11 protein-coding genes and 2 tRNA genes are annotated in these 20825 nt (G+C 43.3%); all 13 read right to left on the bottom strand.

Features of this window, described 5'->3' with window-relative positions:
• Positions 1–88: 88 nt before the first annotated feature.
• On the bottom strand, positions 89–3175 hold the full coding sequence (locus ACG2E4_RS12305) for an SNF2-related protein (protein ID WP_395276746.1): 3087 nt from the start codon (positions 3173–3175) through the stop codon (positions 89–91).
• Positions 3176–3209: 34 nt separating this feature from the next.
• Positions 3210–6356, bottom strand: a complete 3147-nt coding sequence (locus tag ACG2E4_RS12300; RefSeq protein WP_395276745.1) for an ATP-binding protein — start codon at positions 6354–6356, stop codon at positions 3210–3212.
• Positions 6357–6692: 336 nt separating this feature from the next.
• A complete protein-coding gene (locus tag ACG2E4_RS12295; protein ID WP_395276744.1) occupies positions 6693–7985 on the bottom strand; it encodes an exonuclease SbcCD subunit D in 1293 nt (430 codons plus the stop codon).
• 11 nt (positions 7986–7996) lie between these two features.
• On the bottom strand, positions 7997–9085 hold the full coding sequence (locus ACG2E4_RS12290; RefSeq protein WP_395276743.1) for a hypothetical protein: 1089 nt from the start codon (positions 9083–9085) through the stop codon (positions 7997–7999).
• A complete protein-coding gene (locus ACG2E4_RS12285) occupies positions 9078–9794 on the bottom strand; it encodes an AbiV family abortive infection protein (protein WP_395276742.1) in 717 nt (238 codons plus the stop codon). Before ACG2E4_RS12285 ends, ACG2E4_RS12290 begins: the two co-directional genes overlap by 8 nt.
• Positions 9787–11532: an ATP-binding protein gene (locus ACG2E4_RS12280; RefSeq protein ID WP_395276741.1), complete on the bottom strand. Its 1746-nt coding sequence runs from the start codon at positions 11530–11532 to the stop codon at positions 9787–9789. Before ACG2E4_RS12280 ends, ACG2E4_RS12285 begins: the two co-directional genes overlap by 8 nt.
• Positions 11529–12722 carry an SIR2 family protein gene (locus ACG2E4_RS12275; protein WP_395276740.1) on the bottom strand — a complete coding sequence of 398 codons (1194 nt, stop codon included), beginning with the start codon at positions 12720–12722 and terminating at the stop codon, positions 11529–11531. Before ACG2E4_RS12275 ends, ACG2E4_RS12280 begins: the two co-directional genes overlap by 4 nt.
• 17 nt (positions 12723–12739) lie before the next feature.
• Positions 12740–16972 carry an Eco57I restriction-modification methylase domain-containing protein gene (locus ACG2E4_RS12270; protein WP_395276739.1) on the bottom strand — a complete coding sequence of 1411 codons (4233 nt, stop codon included), beginning with the start codon at positions 16970–16972 and terminating at the stop codon, positions 12740–12742.
• A 197-nt stretch (positions 16973–17169) separates the two neighbouring features.
• On the bottom strand, positions 17170–18036 hold the full coding sequence (locus tag ACG2E4_RS12265; protein WP_395276738.1) for a replication protein: 867 nt from the start codon (positions 18034–18036) through the stop codon (positions 17170–17172).
• Between the two features lie 7 nt (positions 18037–18043).
• The gene (locus tag ACG2E4_RS12260) at positions 18044–18301 is read right to left on the bottom strand and encodes a hypothetical protein (RefSeq protein WP_395276737.1); all 258 of its coding nucleotides are present in this window, start codon (positions 18299–18301) and stop codon (positions 18044–18046) included.
• Between the two features lie 434 nt (positions 18302–18735).
• A complete protein-coding gene (locus tag ACG2E4_RS12255) occupies positions 18736–19824 on the bottom strand; it encodes a tyrosine-type recombinase/integrase (RefSeq protein ID WP_395276736.1) in 1089 nt (362 codons plus the stop codon).
• 377 nt (positions 19825–20201) lie between these two features.
• Positions 20202–20274: transfer RNA gene (locus ACG2E4_RS12250), tRNA-Ile, on the bottom strand.
• A 44-nt stretch (positions 20275–20318) separates the two neighbouring features.
• A tRNA-Leu gene (locus ACG2E4_RS12245) sits at positions 20319–20405 on the bottom strand.
• Between the last annotated feature and the right edge of the window lie 420 nt (positions 20406–20825).

Here is a 20825-nt window from a genome sequence, read left to right as displayed (position 1 = left end):
GACCGGCTACCGCTGGATCTGAATCGCAACCCCTGATGGGGCTAGCCCCATCAGGGGTTCAATATAACAGGACAGAGTTTAGTTTACACTACCCTCGTCTGTAGGTTGGATCCTCTTCCGCTTTGTCAAAATATGGATGATAGACGTCAAGCAGAAGCTGACTAAACTCATAACAATCGATTGAATAGCCCTGGAGTTTATAGTGACTCTTGAATATTCCCTGAAAATCTTTATAAATACTTAAACGGTTTTTGTCTGGATTATCTTGATCTCTTTCAGTTTTAATCCACTTATTAACTAACTTTTCAAACGTATGTAAAGCAAGTCGCCTTCTATTTGGAAGCAATTCTAACCGTACCTCATTAAGCTTATCTACCATATTTCGGACATATTTATCAGCTTCCTTGAGTCGGTCAGTGATATTTATGCAATGGGGCAGTCGCTCTCGCAAGAAACTACAGATTTCAGGCAAATCCCTAGCAAGATCTCCATCCTTGATTAGTACCCACTTTGGAGCTCTTTTCTTTGTACCCCGAATGGCAAAAAATCCCCAATGCGCATCAGATTTTACAATGCTAACTCTTGAGAGCACTTTTGCCGTAACCTCTTTAAACTGCTCGTATAGATCCTGATCTATCAACCCATCTTCTTCAATAAAGGTACGAACCGGCTTAAACGCATCATCAACTCCCGCCCATTCTCGATCCTGTTCCTGGCGCTTCTTATAGAGCTCCTCCATAAGCTCTGGATCGATTTTCTCTTTCCCATTCACAGCAAATTCGTCCGGGACCTTTATGTTTGATCCGATCACATTATCAACTAAGTCATGGCGTTCTATAAATCTTTTATCAGCTTCAAGTTGAAATACCTTGTGATCCCGGGGCCAGTAGATATCAATTTTGTCGTGTGGACTATCCAACCGATCTACCCGTCCAGCCCGTTGCTCAGCCTTGCGTATAACAGTAGGCATATCCAGGAAAACAACCGCCGATGATTTCTGTAGGTTTACCCCCTCCGATAATGCATCTGTACAAAGACCAATAACCGATGAACTTTCGGAGGATGGATGAAATAACTTTTGCAATTCCTCTTTGCCACCATCATTCCGACCTCCAGTTGCAATCACCAGCTGCGTGTCATCCGGTATGTGCTCTTGTATGTGATTATTTATTACCGAGTGCGTAATGACAATCTCATCAAAGGCCAATATGTGGGTATGTTTTTCAAGCAACTCAGCTAAAAAATTAGCCTTGGTTCTCTCCCGACTGTCACTCAACTGTTTTACACAATCAGCTATTCTCCCAAGTAAAACTATTTCCTGCTGAACAGCTTCAGAATACAACTCTTCATCGGTTAGCCAATCAGGCAAATACTTTTTATCAATATTTTTAATGCTGGGAAGACCGTCAATATCTTCTAATGAGGCAATGATATTACCAGAGGATTTGGCAAGAGAATCGATTCCGGCCCATCTACATGCTTCTTTAGTACCCAGGAGATGCTCTATTATCGCCGCCCTGGAGGAACGCAAGCAATTCTTAATATTGTATCGGGACAGCGCTGGTGCCGACCTGATTCGCCCGTTTACAAAATCCTGTGGATCAACGCCCTCTTCGATCAGTTCTTTGGGCATAGTGATCCGCTTCAAAAAGAGAATTCCTTTTAGATCATTACTTAACCGGTCAATCTTTCTCCCCAGTTCGACATCACGCTCTTCTTGGTCGATGGAATACGTATTACATACATGTTTGGGAAAACGACACAGGTTTCCATCGCCATCCTGAAAGGCATCCGGTCTCCGGTCAATAATTTCGTTTATCTCTCTTTTTGTCCGTCGGACGATAAACTTTTGGGAATACTTTTTTAGTTGGCCAAGGATCTGGTCACTGGGTTTAGCCCCGCTACGTCTTCTTGTTCGTTTTAATTTCTTGTACGCTTTATAGGCTTCTTCGGAAAGATTATCTAACCCCAGAAGCTCAACCATTCGAAGCAGGTCATTCCATTTTTTGTTGATTGGAGTAGCTGTAAATAGGATTACATGATCAGCCTTGTTATTTCGAATCGACTGTGTCCTGTTGGATGAGATATTAAGATAGTTATGGGCCTCATCCACCAAGAGCACGGTGGCATCCCGGATATCCTCCAGATGGGTTTGATTCTTGGAGCTGTCCAGCCGACTCAGGATGCCATGGGAGATTGGATTAGCCACGGTAAAGGTTAGATTATCCAATTCCTCCTGCCAGTTGACCAGTACCAACGGGGGAGCGATGATTTTATACTTACTTCTGCCACCCCGTCCCTGCTGCCAAAAACGATTCAATAAAGCCGCGAGAAGATGAGCCCCAACCCTTGTCTTACCCGAGCCCGTGGGCTCCGCGATTAGTACACTGCCCTCATTATCCAGAATGTACAACGCCTGCCCTATCGCTTGCCGCTGTGTCGGCCATAAAGCAAACTCTTGGCCCGGATGCAAATTTTTAAAGTATTTCTCGACCCAGTCCCCTTCCAGTAATTCTGCTATAGCCCGCGCCAGTGCTTCTTCCCAATTTACCAGCTGGAGCAACTTTTTAAGTAGCGCCAGTAAGTCTTCATTGTAGGCTTTGCTTCTAGATTGGTAGTGTTCCGCAATTTTTTGGATCTCATCGTACTCAGGCTTTTCCTTGCCATACCGCACGTTGATTTCAGCCTGATCCTCCATTCCCGAATAAGAAAAATTGCTGGAACCCATAACCAAGTGGTAATCACCAACATATACCTTCCCATGCAATGTGGGATGAAGCCTGAACTGAATTTCATTATCCTCGATAGCCTTTGTCAGTGACAGCAGGGGGCCATTCAACTTGATTGATATCCCCTTCTCAAGCCAATAGTCAGCAATGTGACGGGAGAGAGTATTTTTTCTTTGGGTAAGGCGCTTTTTAATAAGTTCCTCCTGAATAATCGGCTCATTGCCTAATACAATGGTGATATTTCTATCCTGCCAAATTTCTTCATCCCCAATCTCTTGTATTAAATATTCAAGAGAGCTGAAACCGGTTAGAATTAAGTAGTTTTGCGAGGCTTTCAGATCTCTTCTAACCCAAGTTCCAACTTTCCCCTTTTCGTTGTTTAGTGGATATTGGGCGGCAGAAGGCCACTGCCATTTGAATAATTCTCTTTGTTCATCTTGTGCCATTTCTTGAGTTTCTTGTTAGCAAGCTATCCAAGTATCAATCAGATAAAACTCTCTTCAAAAACATGTTAGCCTCTTGTTGTACAATATTCAAATTAGTGGTATAAGCTTGGATTCTTGTTTGAATATGATCAATACCCATTGAATCCCGACCATCGATATATTCGTTGGTGAGTAAATAGTCTTCAAGTTTTTCAATATTGCTTTCATAAAAACCTGAAACCTCCCTATTTCGAAGGGCTTTAAGCAGCTTTGTTGGATTACCTTCCAATTCATTCAGTTTATCTGATACTTTATCAATAAAAGTATCAGAAACAGCTCCAGAATCTTCTAAAACCGAGCGATCAATCGGTTCGGGACGTCCCTGCCGGTATAAGTTCTGGAACTGTTCTAATAGCCGAACTTTTTCTCTCAACCGGGCACGTTTATCCTCATCAAGCCCTTCTATGTTGCCGCTATGGTTCAAGAAGCTTTTCAGCTTGCCCCATCTGCCGATTCCCTGTTTCAGACATTGGTACAACAACTTCAGATCTTCAATAAGATACCAAAGGTGTAGCTGTTCGGGTTCATCTAAAAGAGTATCATAGGAAGGAATATCCAGTAGTTCGCCATACTCCTTATGAGACAAGCCATAGGTCTCAGGTACTTCATGCAGTAATCCAAGAGCTTCAAATTGCTCTGTATCATATCGGTATTCGCTCTCTTGACCATTGCCTGACAGCGTATAAATTTCAGCATCAATATCATCCATGTCCGATAAATGCAACTGCCATTTGGCGACCTCATCCGCCTGTGCCGTAAAATAAAATACTTGTCGCCCATCTTTACTTATCTCAGTCAAAGCCTCAATGATAGCTTGTGCTCTAACATCATCACTGTTTGCGAGCAGTTCATCAGCCAATATGGGCAGTTTTATCGACGATTCCTGCGTTTCCACAAAAGCCATCCTTACCGACAGCAGCAGTTGAATGCGGGTACCGGTAGATAGTTGATCCAAACTTTTTCCTTCCTTCTCTACGGTATCATAAGCTCTAAATTCCGGTTCGTCTTTTTCGTCTATTCTAACTTCATATCTACCTTTGGTAATCCGGTTAAAAAGTTCATTGGCCCTATGAAAAACTTTTGGTCTGTTCTGCTCGCGTACTTCGCCTTTCAGTTGGTCAACCAGCAGTTGCCCTGCAATTGAAGACAAATTCTCTTCATATACCCCCTGAAGCTCCAGCAAGGCTTCATCCTGCTCTTTAAGCACATTTTCCAGTGAATTCCCATCTTTTACGGATTTTACATTCGTTTCAATCTCCGTGATCTGGTTGCTTATTCTATCAAGTTTCTCTGCTGTTTCCTCAAGTTGTTGACGTTCATCCTCTGCCTGATCCAGATTCATATGTTCAATCTTACCCTGCTCTTCTTGATACCTGGAGTGGCTTTCCATAGCCGTTTGTTTCTCAGACAAAAGCTGTTTACTCACCTCAAAATCTTTACGAGCGTCTTTAAAATCATCCAGTCTGTTCAGCAGGGCCTGAACCTGGTCTTTTCGGTCGAATTCTACATCAAGTTTGTTATAGATGGACTTCAGCTCATCCTCTTTTCGTTGAATCAGCCCCTGTTTTTCTTCTATAATATCGGACTGATCGGCTACTTCTTTTTTGGCCTGTTGCCTTTTGTCCTCCTGCTTTTTCAGATGTTGGTACCTGGCCTCGGCTTCTGCGGCATCCGCCGCCACACCAGCATTATACTTCTCAAACTGGGCGTTACATTTCTCCAGCTCAGTTTTAATCTGTTCCTTATAACTTGCCACCTGTTCCGTCAGTGCCCGCACCTCTTCATCCGCTTTTTGCCACTTTTGGGCCTGGATAATAAACCAATACAGCGCATTATAATCTTGAGGATTCTCGAACGGCAGCTCAGGCAACGCCGATATCCTGTCTTTGAGTTCACTACCTGTTTCTTCAACATCCCTGATCTGTTTCTGCAGATCGTCAATCTGGTCACTGCGTTTTTCAATTACCTGTGCTATTCGCTCCTGCCAGCTGGCCTCTGTGAGCTCATCGATAAGTTCATTTAATTTTTGTCGGACGTCCTCCCTCTCCCAGTCGGCCGGGCCAGGTAATCCTGTTTCACGGTAATCATCCTCTCTTATGGTGACATTGGGATTGACCTGCTCCTGTTTCTGTTTCCATAAACCGTAAAGTGAGAGACCAAGTATCAGCAGGAAACCGGCCAGACCCACCTGCCACCAGAAAAAGGTGCCTATGCCGCCCAAAAGGGTGATTGCTATGATCGATATCGTTATCCACACCGGGAGTTCGGAGACTACCCTTGGTTCCTGTAACCACTGACTTAAAGCATTTATGCCCTTCTGAAGTACTGATTTGGAGGATATATCTTCATTTAACTCATCACTGAGCTTCTCAATTTCCTTCTTCAAAAAACGATGTGCACTTGCGGTACGATGTGCTTTTTCCAGGAACTGATCAAGATCTTCCAGATCTTGTATCTTGAGTCCGTCCCAACCAGTGATGTCCGGCTGTTCACCCAGAGAGGCAAGGATATCCTCCTTATTTTTCTCAAATTTTTTGATCTCCCCTTGCAGTCTGCTGATTTCTTCTTCCCAATCTTCCAGGTTCGCTATCCGCTGTTCCAGCTCAACGAGATCCTGATCGTCAACTCCTGCTTCCGGTATTTCAAGCTGATCGAGAATATCTTGAGCAAGTTGTTGTTTCCGTTCAGCCTGCTCTACAGCGCGTTCGGCATCCGAAATTTCGCCCTCAATTCCTTCGATTCGTTCATATTCTTCACCATGCGCTTTTCCCAAAACCTCTGGAAATTCCTGGTAGCGCTGTTCCTTTTGCTCAAAGTCTAATTTGGCTTCTTTATAGGCTATAACGCAGTCGTACAACTCTTTCCGCTTGGCGGCCTCTTTCGCCTCCTGTTTCTGCTCATACAGATCCGAGAGCTGGGCTTCTTCTTTTTTTATTTCTTTTTGTTTGTCTCGCTGCTCTTTTACATTCGCATCTGCTTTTTCAAACTCTTTATATTCTGATATACTTCTATTTTTGATACTGTGAGCATAATCAAGTTGCCGGGCGGCCTGATCCAGGTCAAAGCCACCGATCGATTCTTTAATAATTTTCTTAGCCAGATCTCCCTCCTGGACCTGAATGAGCTCGTGCAGGGCTAACATGTACCGATCCTGATCCTCCACGGCCGGAAGTCCTGTCAGCTCATCGGGCTTCCCATCCCGCTGTAAGCTGATATAATTTGAATCAACCCGTATGGCCCAGGGTTCGCCATCAATTTCTACATTGCCGTCTACCTGTAAACCATCCGTTTTATTTCGCCAGATTAATTTTTGAATAGCTCGGGCGGTAGAACTTTTCCCGGAAGCGTTTGGCCCCGCTATGATATTTATATTCGGTGAGAGATCCCGGTAAGGGGGCAGACCACGCGGTAACCCCGGCATCTTGCGTACATTCAGCTCTGTCAATATGAATGGTTCTTTTATCATGGTACAGAAAGATCAGGAATGTTCTTTTTGTAATAGCAGCTCCCCAAGAAGGTGTTGGCATTCCCGCAGCAGGTAGTCTCTGGCATCGTCGGATGATGCGGTAAGCGGGGGGTCCTGCAAGCGCAGGGGCTGATAAGTATTGGCCGAGTTCACGCCTTCCAGCTTGGTTTTAAACTGCTTGGAAAGATGATCAATAAATTCTGACTGCCTGCCATTCTGCAAATCAAGAATAGCTTGTGCCAATATGCCGGGCGGGGTAGGCTGGCCAGCCAGCTGCTGAAGATTTTCAACTTTGGGCTCAACTTTATTTACGACCGTCCGAATAGATACGAGGGTCTCTGGCATCAGTTCCTGTTCAAACTCTCTGGCCCATTGTCCCCAACGATCCAACTCGGACAGTGAAGAATGTTTGCCTGTAAGTATTACATCATATATGGCCCTATAAGCCTGCTCAAACTTTTCGACATTGTTCTGTACCTCTCCGGACAGCCTGCTGGTTATGCGATTCCGGAATTCCGATTCATTTTCTACTCCGGTAATATCTATCTCCAACCTATCGTATCGAATTGGGGATAAAGCAATCTGTTCATAACGTATCGCTTCCCTACCCTCAATAGTCAATAAAAATGGTCCATGTTGTCCCGGTTCTTTAGAGCTTAGGGCATGCGGGGACCCTGGATAAAAAATCAGGGGCTCGGATTCGCGAAGTATGCCGGGTTTATGAATATGGCCCAGCACCCAGCTATCCACTAGCCCGCCAATCAAATTATTAAGATTGATCGGTGCATATTTACTGCTTGAATCAGCGATATCACCATGAAGGATACCAATGGTGGGCAGATTCGGATCAAGATTGACCGACCAATCCTGTATCGATGGATCCTCACCGACATATCGCGAGGGAAAGGACCAACCAATAAATTGAATCGCTCCTTTTGGATTCTGAAGTCTATATGATTCCCAGGTTCCTTGTTCGCCAAGCAGGTGAACGTGATCATATTCTCTATTTCTGATAACATCCGTGAGTACATCAAAATCGTGATTACCGGCAACCATCACAACCGGTATCTCTGCGTCCTGTAATCGCTCAAATCCCTCCTGGATGGGACCACGGGCTTCGAAATAACGGTTGTCCCGATCCACCACGTCTCCGGCCAATATCAGGGCATCTATCTCATTTACTACTGCGTATTCAACTATTCGGTGCCAAGTGAACCGTGTGGAACTTTCGTCTAAATTTCGCGGAACATTGGATGATTTTTTTCCGAGGTGGAGATCGGCGGTAGTAAGGATTTTAAATGGCATAAAAAAATTATTTAAAAACTATCAGGTACCAAGTCTAACTGATTAATACTCTCATTTACATACTCCAGCTTTTCGTGCACATTGAGTACCTCCTGGTAATCCCACAGTTTGAGTTTATCCCGAAGACCGGTAACCCCTTCAGCATGACTCTTAATTTTTTCCAACTGCTTATTGTTTGAAACTGCCACCACTCCCTGTACGGCTGGATTGTTCAGCGATTTTAGCAAATTCACAATCAGGCTGTCGATGCTCCCCTTGGTCTGCACCTCAAACACATAGATCACTCTCCCCATATTTCCGATCGTGGATTCCCAGACGGTGTCAACCTGGGAGCCGGCGGCTACCCGTCGTTCAATATTGGCTTCGAAACCCAGCCACTGACCGATGTTGCGAATCTTATCCCGGACATCATTGTGAATAAACTTCGAGCTGTCCTGTTCCAGTTCATCATCTGATTCGGACGGTTCCTTTCCTTTGCCCGACCGTTTGGAAAGCGTTTCTTCAACCTGGAGCTCGTGCCAGATAAAATAATCGACCATCAACAGCGATGTTTCTTCAAATCCGGCCCTGGCCAGTTCGGAGGCCATTTCCTTTTCTATCTCACAGAGTTCCCTGTATTTCTGTCCATCCAGCTGGTAATCGTACCGGGGCAGGTCTTCCACGCCCAGGTAATCGAGCCCTATCTGCGCCCGCCGGTTCCAAACGATGTACTGGTCCGGATGGGTTTTGCAGAGGATCTCACTGATCATAGCCGGTCCCATACCCTTTATATTTTTGCGAAATGAGTCCCACCGATCTTCGATAGGGCCGTCCGACCAAAGCAGGCTGACCAGTTGCTCTTTCAGATACTCCAGTCCGTTGTCTTCAATGAGATTATCCGTCACATACCGCTTGTTGCCCCAGATCTGCATCGCCCACAGGGGAGAGATGTACTCGTAGATATCCTCTTCGTCCATGGCATGAATGGTAGCCTCATCATATCCCTGGTATTTGGTAATATGCTCCTGGCGCTCGGACCAATCCTCTTGGAACTGATCAGGATTGGCGGCCTCTTCTTGCTGGTATTTCTTGATGTGCTTTTGGAGGAGGTCTTTATTCATAATCGGTAACAATTGAATTGTACTCTTTTTGCAATTTTATACTTCTATCCATGTAAGCAATTATCCCGGAAACATAATTATATGCTTTGTAGTAATCTTCTTCTGAGAAATCTTGGGGTTTTTTCCATTTACCATTTTCTATGCCTACGTAGAAGCCATTATTCTTCCTTGGGTTCGATTCCTTCCACCAACGTGTAATTTCCTGTAAGCCTAAATCTGGGACTTTACCATTTTCTTTCCATTCTTTAATAATTTTAATTTGTTCTTCTTTCATTCTTTCAACTTTCTCAATCTCCTCATCAGTAAGCTCTTTACCTTCAAATAATATTTTATCAAGTAATGAAATTGGAATGGGATAAAGCTTAGATAGCAAAAACCCCAAAAATGATGTGAATGAGGCCAATACTTGTTTAGGAGTATGGCTGTAGAAAATTTTCTTGTAATCGTAATCTTCTAAAATTGGCATTAACTGCCTAACTTCAGCTGGCATATCTGAAATTTTGTGATCCGACAGATTGTATTTAGCAAATAAAACCATTGCTTTTGCACATTCTTCCGCAGCTAGAATAATATGAGATGTAGCTAAGCCAAATTTACCTTTCCCAGCTAATAATTCTCCTGCCTCAAAGTGATTAATAGCATTATCCAAACTTAACCTTGCGCCCTCAAAAGCAAAGTTCCCTTTAAGCTGTTCACTTAAATCATCCATCTTCTTGATCTTCCTCTATTTCAACATTCCAAAAAGTTTGATAATCAGGCCCTTCTGAATCTGGTGGCTGTACAGGTTCTTTTATTTTTGTAGCGAGGGGAAAATTAAAATCAACGCCAATAACAACGGCTTCACCTGAAGATAAGGAAGGAAGTTGGGAAGCTACATCTCTATCTAACTCACCACATGCATTTTTTACAACGTTTCTATCTCTTTCATTAATCAATCTGTGGACCATTAATGTACCTACTTGACTCAATATTCCTGTTGGTATATCCCGAGGCCTTTGCGTGGCTAAACAGACAGAAATACCATATTTACGCCCTTCTTTTGCTAAAGACTCAAAAGAGTCTAAATCAAATTGCACGAAGTCATCACGTATCTTTTGGTTTAGAAATTGATGAGCTTCATCCAAATAAGTAACAAGAGGATTATTTATAAATTTCTTTTTTCTAGCACATTGGTGTAAATGGCGGCCAATAGCATTTACTACAATTTCACGAATCTTTCTCTGAAAACTTAAATCTTCTAAAGAGATTATTAAAAGTTTATAGTTTTCTTCCTCATCATCAGGTTCGATAAAGTTATTAATCTCATCGAAGATTGAACTATCTTCTTCTGGTTGAAAAATTGGAGAAAAGAATGTTGAGTTAACTATTTCTTGAATCCTCGAAATTAGGGTATAACAATATGACAAGTCTTGTTTATTTATGTCTCCATATACCTCATCATTATCATAACCAGTCGGATACACGCACTCTTCACGGATTTGATAAGCTAAATTATTGATATTAAATGTTGCCTTTGGGTCCTCTATCGTTTCTACATGCTCTCTAAATGATTCCTCTATTGGCGCTTTTGGATTGCCCTGTTTTACTAGCAATCCATCATCTGAAGCATGATCACCATCTATCTGAATTAATTTTAAACTTTTTATTGCTTCATGCAATTTTGGCGCCTGAGATTGACTCGAGGGTCTAAATATGGCTGTTAAATCAGAAATAAGCAGCTCATTGTAGGGGATATCTCGATACTCATTATTGGTATCGCCACCTATATGTACTCTTTTTACTTCTTCAACATATTCATCGGCAAGCGTAGAAAATTCTCCAGTTGCATCAATTAATATTGATTTGGAATTAAACTGCACGGATTGTTCCATTAACCGGGCTAAAGTCCAACTCTTACCGCCACCTGTAGTGCCTAATACAGCTATATGTCTGCCAAATAATTGCTCAGGAGTTAAATCTATGGATATGCTTGAATGCTCGGGAAGGTGTCCTACTTGTAACTTTATTTTTTCTTTGTCAGAATCCTTTAACTTATCAAATTCGAACGTCCATTTTACAAAGTCAGGATGAGCTGTATAGACAGAAGCTCCTACTTTAGGATAAGCTAATATCCCCTTCAAAACTTCCGAATTTTGTAAAGATATTGTTGCCAATAGCTGGATATTCCCAATAGGATGGACTCTACCTTTACTGTTTTCATTTAACTTTAACCTTTCTACATCGAGAACAGTAGATTTTGAAATTCTTCCTAATAGTGCATATTCATCACAATCAATCACTACAAAATCATTTACATGGCCTTGGCTATTTTTAATTCCTAAATACCAATCATCATACTGATTAGCATTTTCATTAATGTTTGCTTTTACATATGAGGAGCCCACTTCAGTGACAAAACCAATCTTACGTTCTTCCTCATAAGGATTTATTTGTTTTATAATACTCATGAGTTCTGACTTAAGATTTCTTGTAACCCTTCTATCATCCGATCTTTCTCTGATTTATGAGCTATATCAGGTATAAGTTGAACTAATTCATCAAATTTGGCTTCTAAGAATGAAATTCTTGAATCCCCATTATCAACTAATTTCTTTAGCTTAACCAAGTAATCATTGATATTATCATCGTCTTGCATTTTTGCTTCCAAACTTGGATCTACAATCAGAAGTTTAAGCTTTACATTTGATCTCAATGCATTAATTATTGGTTGAGCTAAATGGTCATCGTTAAACCCAAAACCAACGACTATAAAAGCAGTATTCGGCTGCCTTAAGGAAATTTGGAATCGGTTCATCATTTCCAGATAAGGCTGTTGGTATGATAACTCATATTTAGTGGACTGTGGATAAATCAAACATGGATCAAGTTCTTCATTAGACTTTTTTGACTGAATTATTTTACCCTCCTCCTTTTTCCAACCTATGGATCCATGTAGTTTATAAAGATGAAAAACACTTGGAATTAATACTTTTTTTCCATCTTTCCTTTCAATGAGATCGTAATCAAAATATGTGGCATCAAATGTTCGGGGATGTAGATAGGAAAACCCATCTATCACATGAAATCGATTTTCATTTGCCGCTTTTTCAAAACATTCATCATAGTTGGTAGTGAAAACCTTTGTTCTATCTAATTTAGAAGGACGTTGAGCTATTTTTCTTAGAAACTGACTGTGGCTTTTAAGTTCTATCTCATCCGTAATAAAATCACATTCATCTAATATTATTGTTTCAGCCTCATCTATAAAATCTTTTATATCCTGATTTTCTTCGAGATTATAATATTGTTGGCAACGAGATAATAACTCTTCTATATCTTCGAATTTATATTCATCTTCGTCGTTATCTCCATTTTCCTCATCATTGTCCCCAGGTTCTACCCGTGACTTTATATCTTCAAAATTATCAACCTGCTCTTCAATTGTGGTCCATAAGTCGCTCATTTTGGGGGCAATGTATTCGGTACCATTATCCAAATTATTTTCTTCATTGATAGTTAAAGAAGTGCCCAAACCAGATAGCACATTTAGATTTTTACTTTTTAACAGCTCAACTAACAGAGCTTGAATTCGTTGCTTATTATCCTCTTCATCTTCCAGATTTTTCCAGCCATCTGTTTCAGTACTATAAAATTTCATAAGACTTTCTCTTTGATTTATAATTCTTTACCAATGCTCCCCTCCACAACCTCAATCTCCTCCTCACTCAACCCATACAACCGGTACACCACCTGGTCGATCAGCCAGTCCGTCTTTTCAATCTTATCCTTGACTTCCGCCAGTTCTTCGCGGAGCTCGATGAGCGGCTCGATGTTGGCGCTTTCGACAAAAACAGGTACTTCACTCTTCATCAGCTTTTCAAAGGTAGAGCGTGTCTTGCCGCCCGGAAAGTTGCCACTGTTTTCAAATTCGTCGAGCACTTCGAAGGCCTGCTGCCAGTAGCGGGCTTCTTCGTCGGACAGCTCGAAGCGGTAGATGTCGTGGGGGGTGCGGTGAATGGTATGCTCGTCTTCTTTAACCCAGTCGTCCCAGCCGGTTTCGGGGTCGCGGTGTTTGAGCTGGGCACTCAGCAGCCACTTGTCACCATCGGGACGTAATCGCAGCTCCTCGATATCGTGGTGAACGGTGCCGATGTCGACTTCTTCGGTGAGCTGCTCCCCGTATTTGATGGCGTCGGCAAAGACATCGCTGAAGGATTTGAATGCCACGCCCTTGTTTAGGAATTTGAAGGGATCGAGGGCATCCTCCAGGCGCTGCTTTTCCCTGTTGTATTCCAGCATCTTTCCGGCCAGGTCGGCCAGGAAATCGTGGATGACCGGCAGGCGGTATTCCTCTTCATCGTCAATGAGCTTCTCAGTCAGCTCAAGCAGTTCGTCGGCGGACGCTCCCCCTACATATTGCTCATACTGCTGTTCTAACTGCTCGGGGAATTGAGCGTTTTTGTCGGGATCGAATTTTGAAAAGTTTACCTCTCGGATTGGAAATCCATCAAATGCATTGACAGTTAATTGTGGAAAAGCAACGTCCTTTTCTCTGTATTTATTGAGATATATAAAATTAATAAGCGACGAATTACAAATAGCCCCAAGATAATTTAAGTCATAATTATTATGCCTATCCCTTAATATTCCAATATATAATTGCTGATCGACATAGAATTTATCATAATCTACCAGAGAAACTATTCTTCCATTCGATAATAGTTTTCTTACTAATAGCTTATCACTTTTAAAAAATCTTTCTTCTCTGGGTGCTGCAAGCCATGGCCCATATTTTATCCAATGATTTTCGGACCACTTATTTATGTAACGACCCACATCTTTTCCCATTAATTCTGGATAAAAATCATCAGATACTTTTGCTGACGCATGGTAGGCTCTACTATCAATCACCTCTCTGGATTGGCCTCTTGCTTTATCATATGCATTGATGCCTCTTGTAGTTTCACAAATAGTTGATAGTTCAACTGAATCGTTTGTAACCTTTTCTAAGATGTTTAAAACTTCCTCATTGACCCAGAAATTAATTTTATTACCTTCATTTAAGAGGAATTTCTCTTGTTTTAAAGTTTGTATAATTTCTGGTTTCTCATCAGCTTGAATATAGTCTTTAATAATTAATTCTTGCTCACGCTTATAATTCTGGATTACATAAATTACTGTATCAACAGTAACTTCAGGAAACACTTCAGGTGAACAAGAAATTAGTTGTCGGAGGTTTAGATCTTCTAAAATATGTGATCTCAGCTTTTCGGAATAAACTGCAATTGTCCATGTATCTGGAACAATGAATGAATTTAAACCTTCCTCTTTGATCAGATTGAGAGACTTCTCAACAAACAACTGATATAAATCCAGCTGATATTTAACATATTGGTAATTTTGATTGAAATAAGATTTTTCAAGATTTTCTTCCCAATCTCTTCCAAATGAATACGGCGGATTCCCCACCACGGCATCAAACCCCGGATTCTCCAGCCATTTGGCCTGTTTCAGATCTACAAACACTTCGGGGAATTCCAGCTCCCAGTGGAAGAAGTACTTTTCGTCAGTTAGCACCTCGGCCCGATCAATAATCGCCTGCTGCTTGTCGCCCAGTTCTACGGTTTCCCCTTTCAGCAGGTTGGTGATCTGGTCGGAGAAGGTCATCAGGAAATCGCCGGCCCGTTCGTTGTCGAAGTGGCGACTCAGCCAGATGTCCAGCACTTTCTTGTATGGGGCCACGGCCTCTTCAAAATCGTAGTACCGCTCGATGCTCTGCTCCACTTCGCTGTAGGTGGCGTCGGTCTTTACGGACACCTCGCGCATCAGCTCGGTGGCGTTCAGCAGCCCGCTGAACGGTCCGCCGAACATGTGGCTCTGCCCGGTCTCCAGCTGATCGCGGATTTCGCCTACCGTGGTGCCGATCAGCGAGTTGCCCACCTTCAGGTGGTGATCCAGGAAGCTGAGCGGGGCGCCCACGGTAAACGAGTCGAGCCACAGGCTCAGCTTGGCCAGCTCCACGGCCATCGGGTTCAGGTCCACCCCGTAGATGCTGCGCTTCATCACCATCCGCTTGATCAGGTTGGTATCCTTCAGGTGCTCTTCGGCGTCAATAGCGATATCCTGCTCTTTCAGCGAATCCATAATCTGCCCGCGCACATCCTCCAGCAGGTTGGTTACGGGATTGGTGGGATACTCGGCCAGCAGCGTAATGATCTTCTCGGCCAGCTTGTCGGTGGCCTCTTTCAGGAAGTGTCCACTGCCCATGGCCGGGTCACAGATCTTCAGGTTCAGCAGGGTCTCCGTCGCACGCTTGGAAAGCGTACGTATCTCTAAATCCACCTCTTTGCGCTTGTTGTGCGTCCGCTCGCTGCGATCACCCTCCTGTATCTTTTGATCCAGCTCCCGGAACTCCTTGTACTTGGGCAGCCAGTCGTTCATTAGCTCTTTAAAGGTCTCGGCCCGCTCTTCGAATACCGGACCCAGCGTGTGTTCCACAATATATTCCACAATGTAGTGCGGCGTGTAGTACGATCCGGTGGCCTTGCGCTCGCCCTTGTCATTTTCGAGGTAGAGTTCTTTCCCATTTTCGTTATCGCCCTGGCGCAGGTGGAATTCCAGCAGTCCCTCGTAGATGGAGCCGAGCTGCTCCACGTTGAGTGATTTGTAGTCGATAAACGGCTTGTGCCCGACCTCGTTGGGCTCTGTTTCGCGGGTGAGCTTTTCCAGCGCAGGCACCAGGAATTTGTCGGATATCTTGTGCTCGGTGAGGAACTGATTGTTGGGATGATCCTGGCGGAACAGCCCGCCGTTGTAGCGCGGCACGTTGAGGTCGGGGTCACCCCGGTCAATGATATGAAACAGCGAATCCAGGTCGTTCCACACATCGAACGACCGCGAACTCTGCGGCAAATCCTGGTCAATACGATTGGCGATATCCTTTTTGAGCTCCATCAGGCTGTACTGCAGGTAGCCTTTATTGTCCAGCGGCAGCAGGCTGCGCGACTCGGCATGCAGTAGAAACAACAGCCGGTACAGCAGCCGAAGGGTGCCTTGGTAGATCTCCTGCAAGCTCTCCTGGGTTTCCTGCTGTATATCTTCCTCCTCTTTGCGGTAATGCACAAAGCCCTTGCTAAGCTGCAGGAATACCTCATCAAAGATCAGTCCTTTCAGGCGCTTTTCCAGCCGGGTTCCGTAATCAATTGAGCCTTCAAATATGCGTTCAACAAAACTCTGGCCTGTTTCCGGATCACTCTGGAAAGCCTGCCTGCGGAAAAAATGATAGAAATACCTGAACTGCTCTCGGTCTTCTTCCTCCAAAATGCGCTTGAGATCGATCTCGAAATAGGAATCAATCCGCGAACGCGCCTTGGTGGAATAAAGCCGCCAGCGGCTGCCGTTGGTCAGAATGCCCCATTCGAGTCCGGTAACCGTCAGGTAATTGACAATCTGGAAACTGGGATTGGCATTGGTGTACAGATCTTTATCAGCCACGCCCTTACTGTCCAGCGGACGATCCCAATATTTGGCATCGCTCAGGGCCAGCGCGTTGTTATAATAACGGTCGCTGTCGCGGTTCTGCTGGGCACTCTTCAGGGATTTCTCGTCCGAAAACAGGATATAGTCGGGAATGTTGGTTCGCCCCTGTTTCTTTTCGGCCTTCTGGACGTCATAGGAAAAGCCCAGCACCTGGTCCAGCATCGGCTGGACAAATTCATTTTCAGTTTGCGCTTCGTTCATTCCCGCCAATACCGACTGTTTGTCCCGGTAGATCTCCAGCGCCGTTGAAAACGGTTCGCTGATATCCTGCTCCCACTCACCAAGCATATGGAGTCGTTCTCTTAAATAGTAGTCTGAAAACAGTGAGCGGTTTTCCCCGAAAAATGAATGCGTTTCTTGATCTGCCATGCAACTTGATTACTTCAACAAAACATTTTTCCCATTATATCTATTAGATGAGTAATTGACAAAAGTGTGAATTCATCGCTTTGGTTAATTCGTTAAGCAGTTCTTTACTCGATGTGATTTCAAAAGAGTGTTTCACAACGGGGATGTTTAGAGGTTAAACAATTGAAATTATTTCATGAGTACACAAGACATTATAACTATGAGTTCGAAACCTTTGGCTTCCACAATGGCCGGTCCATTTCATCTTTCATGTTGGGTATCATTTCAAAATAATCCGTCGTCATACCTGGTGTCTTCCCTACCTTTGTGGTCATTTCTTCGAACGTATAAATGTCTTTAGGTCTTCGCTGCAGATCGTTTCTTATATATTCCGGGATACAGAAAAACATTTCTGGATTATCTCTATGCCATGGTATCGTTTTGTAATACTGAGCCTGTGATCTGTTGAAAATGGCTTTGCAAATCTGATCAACTGAAAAATCTTTTAACGCGGATCTCACTATTTCTATATCCTGTTTATCATTTTTACTCATTTTCCTTTCAAAGGTATTATTCCAGGTCTCAATTACCTCAACTATCTCATCAGACAAATCGCTACTACTAGTAGTATTTTTTTCTATTTCTTTAATAGATTTCTTTTGTGGGTTTAATTTTTGAACCCCTGAGCGGTGTAATTTTTGAACCTCTTGGGGTGTAGTTTTTATACCCCCGTCTGGCTTTAAGTTTTTGGGGCTTATCTTTGTGGTTTTATGTTTTTGTGGTATGGCGTCAATGTGGTTTGACACATCAATGCTATACTGATAGGGAGTAGAAGAAATGCTTTTACGTATGACTTTTTTCTTTACAAGGCTTCTCAAAGAATCAATGACTGTCTTTTTTGTTAGACCGGTTAGATCCATTATTTGAGAAAGAGCTATACCATCTGTCTTTTTATGGAATCCAAAGGTTTTTCGGCATATAGCAATTGCTACTTTTAGTTCGCCTCCACGTAAGTCTGCCATAAGATCTTCTATGATAAAGTTTGGAACCTTGGTATAGGGTATTCCTTTTGGTAATCCCGACATAGTCGTATTAGCTCAGGTGGAAGATGCGCTCGATGACCTTGCGCTCGAAATATTTTCGGCGGCTGCCCCCAAACTGTATGGAAGGGATGAACCGGGGGTGATCCTCATCCAGGTTGGACCGGTTTAAAATGGTTCGATAGTTGAGGCCGGTCAGATCCTCAACTTCCCGCGCGGTGATGTACTTCTTTTCGTTTATACGATGCTTTCTGGAATTAAGTAGAAGGTCTAATTTTTTTTCGATCCGTTTCAATGTTTGTTCTTCCATAGTAATTGATTTAACTGGTTAATCTCAGTTCACCAGTAATCTACTGAGACCCATTTGTCCAGTTCAACCTTGCGAACGCATACGGAAGGATACGGAAGGATTTAATACAGTTGTGGACAGTTGCGAACAACTGCGGACACTTGTGGACACTTATGGACAGTTGCGAACAGGTATGGACAGCTGCGGACACTTGTGGACTTCTGTAACACGGTTATGGACAGTCATGGACTTGTAAACGAGGTTATTTTGAGCCAAACCTTGCTGCCAAATACTCTTTGTTAGATCAAATTCCCCTCAATTTTATTTCTTTTATGATCATTTTGTGCGTGAATTTTTAGGCAGGCAAACTGTATTATCCAATGAAACCGTTATAAACAACACATTATTTTCTACAATTATCCATGGGTTAAAACAATTTTATGAATTGTTACTGGTCAATCAATTCCTTTCACTGCATTTGTAATATCCTGCTGCCCCAAATGCTCATAAATCTGGGTAACATCTATCGATGAGTGACCCATTATCTTCTGAACAATGTGGATCGGCACGCCTTTTCGAAGCAAATCAGTAGCACAGGAATGTCGAAGGCCATGCAGGGTAATGGTATTTGGCACCTCCTCTGCCAGCTTCACAAACTTTTTAAATGATCTTGACAGGGAACCGGCCGTCATCCCGTGAAACCTGTTAAGGCCTGTGGAGCTCGGAAAAACGTATCCATCCGTGGGTTCCCCTTGTTTCTTGTGCCACTCCACCAGCCACGGCCTTAACGGTTTTCTGATCGGAATAACACGCTCAAGCTTCGATTTTGTGGTATTATCATCGGTATTGATGATTTGAATATGCCCGTGATCCTCCGGATCGTCGGGGTTTCCCTCCAGGTCTACCTCCGTCCATTTAAGATTGACCGCCTCACTGGCCCTCATACCGCAGTAGTACATGGTGTTGATCATCGGCTTGAACCAAAGACGCATCTGGTGAGGCTTGGTTACATATCCCTTCTCTTTCTGCTCTTTATAGAACTTGTCGAAAGCTTTAAACACTTTGTCCAGTTGTTCTCTCGTAATGGTCTTTTGAGCAATTTTCTTTGGTACTTTCGGCGGTTTTATATCTGCTGTAATATCTTCCTTCAGGATTCCCTTTTCGTGCATCCACTTGAAAAACACTTTTAGGTGACGAAGATAACTTGCCTGGGTTGCCGGTGCTATATCATCCCGAAAGCAAAACTCCCGAACGTCCTTCTCCAAAATTTCCGTTACCGGCATGGTACGGCCAAGCTGATCTTCCAGCATATTCAAGTGTCGCCGGTAGTTATCTTTCGTCTTCTGATTGGCCTGGCTGCGCTCCTCTATAAATTGATCGGCCGCCTTGTGCAAAGGGATATATTTGCCACGCAGCTTCTGCCGTTTCTTTTCAGCTTCCTTTTGAGGAGTCCATCCGTTAAACGGATCGATCTCACCCCGCTGGAATTTATCCTCATATTCGATCAAAAGTTTCTGTGCTTCCCGCTTGATCTTCGTACCCAAGCTTAGAGCCTTTTGCTTTCTCTTCCCGTTGATTTTTTTGAAAAACCGAATGTAATACGTTCCATTTCTCTTTTTCAGACTAGCCATAATTGTTATCGAAGTTAATGTCTTTTAGTTGGAGGTTTATGTTTCTCTTCGACATCTGAGTGCAATTCCGCAATAGAGTTTCTGTGTACAGTGTGGAGGTTTGGCCCATTATTCTACGATTAGTGAGCAAATGTACCAACTTTTGTACCAACTATTTACATAAATCATTGCAAAAAGTGAAGTGCTTTCACGCAGTAATTTTTGTGGAAAAGGGTAGGTAGGGAGCCATAATTGCCGTTTAAACGATATTAAGGGCGATTTTAGAGGGATGGAAGGAGGGGAAAGAAAAGTGGGCCCGGCAGGATTTGAACCTGCGACCAATCGATTATGAGTCGACTGCTCTAACCACTGAGCTACGGGCCCTGAAAAAGGCTTCTAAATTAACGGTTTTTAGCTCAAAACAAAAGTACCCGAGGCCGGACTCGAACCGGCACGGAGGTTTAGCCCCCAAGGGATTTTAAGTCCCTCGCGTCTACCAATTCCGCCACTCGGGCACGTGAATCACGCATTTGTCGGGCAGAGACTTCGGTTGAGTATACGCTTTAGCTTCCATACTGTACTTCCTATGACCCTGACGAGCCTCATCGGGAACGATTCGAAAACCAAGTCCTGCCAACACTATTTAAATGAACAGTAAAATTTCGAGACTGCAAATATAAGATATAAAGAATTACTTCTACAATGTAATTTCGTGATTTTACTGATCATGTATACCGTGGAAAGATACTTGATAAGAGATAATTATCAGGGTTGTACACCTGTTAAATCCTCTGCGAATGGATGGTTGTTTATCTGGCAACAGTTTGACCTTCTTGCGACTGAGGCTCATATGAGTACCAACGAATGTTTTGGGGTCTTCCATCGGGTAGTTCAGGTTTTCTCTCCATTCGTGAAGCAGGTGGAACCGCTGTAAA

Source organism: Halalkalibaculum sp. DA384, from assembly GCF_043951955.1.
Taxonomy (GTDB): Bacteria; Bacteroidota; Rhodothermia; order Balneolales; family Balneolaceae; genus JAMQKA01.
This window is presented reverse-complemented; position numbering and strand designations above follow the sequence as displayed.